Raw genomic sequence first — 3,430 nt, forward strand, 5'->3', positions numbered from 1 at the left:
CGTCGGGGGTGGGTCCTTCGGTGGCGGGTCCGTCCGGGGCGTGGCCACGGGCCGGGTCAGTCGGTCGCCTGGTGCGGGAGCCGTCGGCGGCGGCGATGGTGCGGACGACGGCGACACGACGCGCCTGGTCGACTCGTTTGGCCTCCCCGACGACGATCCGGCATTCCGGCAGGACGCGGCGCAACGGGACGACCACGTGCCTGGGGGAGATCGAGCCCGCTCCCGCCTCGGGGAGGAACGGCTGGTAGGTCATGTAGGGCTCGGGACTGACGACAACGATCTCCACCCCGTACCGGGCGGCGTCGGAGTGGCCTTGGAGCGGGTCGCTCTCCGGGCGTCCGGGAAGGCGGTCGGCCGTTCTGGCCCCCCGACGCCCGCCGTGCACCTCACTCGAAGGGGTGATCTGTTCGCCGTCGCTCCGGGCGAGATGGGCGTGGGCGCGTTTCAGCTCGGCCCTGAGCTTCTTCTGGAGCCGGAGAGCGGTGTACATGCCGACATAGCCGCCGCCGATCACCAGGATGCGGGTCGGTCGGCCGGCTGTCGGCTGGGTCGTCGTTGGCTCCTGTCCGTCCGTCACCCGTCCATGACGCACTCCGTGATGGTGGTTTGTCCACAGGTCGCAAGGAATTGTGTGAACAGGGGAAGGTATTGCTCCGCTTAGCCCGTCCGAGTGGGTGTGCGAACGAAGTCGCAGGTCACCACGGGTGTGGACGAGCGTGACAGGGGGTAGATCCCGGGCAGAAGGGGGGAGTGCTCCGATCGGGGGGCACTCGGCGCTGAACCAACCCTCTTCACTCGTGACCACAGCTCAACTATGTTCGAGGTGAGTCCGGCGGCGGGTGGCCAGCCCGCGCGAACGGACGCCAAACGGGGAGTCTCCGGGGGGAGACGAGATGAACAACCGGGGGAATACACATGCGTGTTCAAGGTCTTGACCATGCCCATCTTCGCCAGGCCCGCCCCTCCAGGCCGGCGCACGAGTACGGCCAGCCGGGCGGTGTGACGTACGGGCCGGGCCCGACGGTCGTCGCCGAGCGGCCGGCCGGGGTGGAAGGCGTCGCGTCCGCCGCGGCGGCGGACGCGGGGCGCGGCTCGGCTCGTTCGACGCCGCTGCGGGTGGACGCCCAGCGCAATCTGGAGCACGTGCTGCGCGCGGCCAGGGAGGTCTTCGGCGAGTCCGGCTACGGCGCGCCGATGGAGGACGTGGCCCGGCGGGCCCGGGTGGGCGTCGGCACGGTGTACCGCCGCTTCCCGAGCAAGGAGGTGCTTGTTCGGCGAATAGCCAGGGAGGAGACCGCCCGGCTGGCCGAGCAGGCGCGGGCGGCGCTCGAGCAGGAGGGAGAGGCCTGGCCGGCGCTCGCCCGGTTCCTGCGTACCTCCGTGGCCTCGGGCGCCGGGCGGCTCCTGCCGCCGAGTGTGCTTGTCGCTCCGCCCTCCGCCCACACAGCGCACGCCGCCGACAGTGCCGACTCCGTCGCCTCGGGGCGGGAGCCGGGTGGCTTCCTGGACGTCGTCCCGCGGCAGCGCACGGCGCCCGCGCCACGTGCCACGTCGATACCGACGGCGGACTCGGTGGCCGGTGGCCGGGAGGCGGTCGAGCTGCTGAGCGTCGTCGGGCAGCTCGTCGACCGGGCTCGGGCGGCCGGCGAGCTGCGTGAGGACGTGGCCGTCGCCGACGTCCTGCTGGTGATAGCCACCTCCGCGCCCACGTTCCAGGACTCCGGGCAGCGGGCCGTCGCCTCCGACAGGCTTCTCGACATCCTGCTCGAAGGGTTGCGCGCTCGCTGATCCTCACGACGCCGTCGTACGGCCGCCCCACTGGTTGAAGTGCCAGGTGGGCGGCCGGTGGCGGCGCGGAAGGGCCAGGGACGAGGCGTCAGCGGGGTCGATCCGGTCGACTCCCCGGAAGGGTGGTTGCGCTCGCGGTCCGTCCCTTCGGCACCCGAGTTGTGGCAGTCTTTCCCGGTACTTGGCGGCGAGAGCGTGCAGCGGGGGCTTCCGCGATGGGTGTTGATGGCGAGGGCGAGCCGCGCGCCGCGGACACGTCCGCGGCGGAGCAGAGCGCGTCCGAGGCGGAGCAGGGCATCGGGCGTCCGGAGGCGGCCGCCGCCACGGCGCCCAAGGTGCCGGGCCAGGCCGGCGGCGGACGACCGGCCATGTCGGTTCCGCCGCAGCGGGCCGCCGGTTCGGTCGGCGGTGGGCCTGCGCCCGCCGGGCCGGGAGGCGCCGGGCCGGGGGGCGACGACGAGCCCGTCGGCGACACCGAGTTGGTCTCCCGTATCCGCGCCGGGGACACCGAGGCCTACGAGGAGCTGTACCGGCGGCACGCGGACGCTGTGCGGCGCTACGCCCGGACGTGCTGCCGCGACACCGACACGGCGGACGACCTCACCAACGAGGTCTTCGCCAGGACGTTGCAGGCCGTGCAGCGCGGCAAGGGCCCCACCACGGCGGTGCGCGCCTACCTGCTCACCTCGGTGCGGCACGCGGCGTCGGCGTGGAGCAGGAGCGCCAAGCGCGAACAGCTCGTGGAGGACTTCGCCCTGTTCGCCGTCTCGGCGGTCGGCGGCCCGGCGAGCGGCGAGGACACCGTCGAGCTCGGCGCCGACGTCCGCGCCATGCACGAGGCCGAGCAGTCGATGGTGGTCCGGGCGTTCCGGACGCTGCCCGAGCGCTGGCAGGCCGTGCTGTGGCACACCACGGTCGAGGATTCGTCGCCTCGTGACGTCGCCCCGATCCTCGGTCTGACCGCCAACGCGACGGCCGTGCTCGCCCACCGGGCCCGGGAAGGCCTCAAGCAGGCCTACCTCCAGGCGCACGTCAGCCAGTCGCTCACGGCCGGCGGTGACTGCGCCAGGTACGCCGACCGGCTCGGCGCCTACGCCAGGGGCGGCCTGCGGATGCGCGCGGAGAGGGGCCTCCGCAAGCACCTCGACGAGTGCGCGCGGTGCCGCACGGCGGCGCTTGAGGTCAAGGACGTCAACGAACGCCTCGGCGCGCTGCTGCCGGTCGCCGTCATCGGCTGGTTCGCCGCGACGTACTCGGTCAAGGCCGCCGGTGGTGTGCTCGGGGGTGCCGGGGCCGGGCTGGCCGCCGGCTCCGCTGCCGCTGCGAGCGGCAAGTCGGGTGCCGGCGCGGGCGCAGTCTCGGAGGGGCTGGGCGCGCCGGCCAAGGCGGGTATCGCGGCGAGCGCCGTCGCCGCCGCGGCGGCCGCGACGGCGCTGGTGCTCGCGCTCGCCGGCGATCCGAAGCCTGACGCGCCGCCGCAGGCGAGGCCGTCGGTGGCGCCGTCCGCTCCGGCGGCCGAGCCGGCGCCCGCTCCGCCCCCGTCCGAGGTGCCGGTGCCGCAGCCGGAGGAGGCGCCCCCGCCGGCGGTCACTCCGAGCCCGAGCCCCGCGCCGCCGAGCTCTGCGCCGCCCACTCCCACACC

At 74.3% G+C, this 3,430-nt stretch carries 2 protein-coding genes and 1 pseudogene; 2 read left to right on the forward strand and 1 reads right to left on the reverse strand.

The window, feature by feature from the left end; translation table 11 throughout:
* Positions 1 to 490, reverse strand: a pseudogene (locus FNX44_RS29245) (hypothetical protein); the annotation flags it as partial.
* Positions 491 to 915: 425 nt separating this feature from the next.
* Between FNX44_RS29245 and FNX44_RS25170 the strand changes: the two are divergent.
* Entirely contained in the window at positions 916 to 1,788 is an 873-nt protein-coding gene (locus FNX44_RS25170) for a TetR/AcrR family transcriptional regulator (protein ID WP_143651292.1), read from the forward strand.
* Between the two features lie 215 nt (positions 1,789 to 2,003).
* Positions 2,004 to 3,430, forward strand: a 1,427-nt coding sequence (locus tag FNX44_RS25175; RefSeq protein WP_228450203.1) for a sigma-70 family RNA polymerase sigma factor, incomplete at its 3' end; no start/stop codon positions are given.

Origin of the sequence: Streptomyces alkaliterrae, assembly GCF_007097205.2 — a bacterium.
Taxonomy (GTDB): domain Bacteria; phylum Actinomycetota; class Actinomycetes; order Streptomycetales; family Streptomycetaceae; genus Streptomyces; species Streptomyces alkaliterrae.

Excerpts from the sequence above, each read along its gene's own strand:
- FNX44_RS25170 (WP_143651292.1), top strand. The coding sequence starts at position 916 with ATGCGTGTTCAAGGTCTTGACCATGCCCATCTTCGCCAGGCCCGCCCC.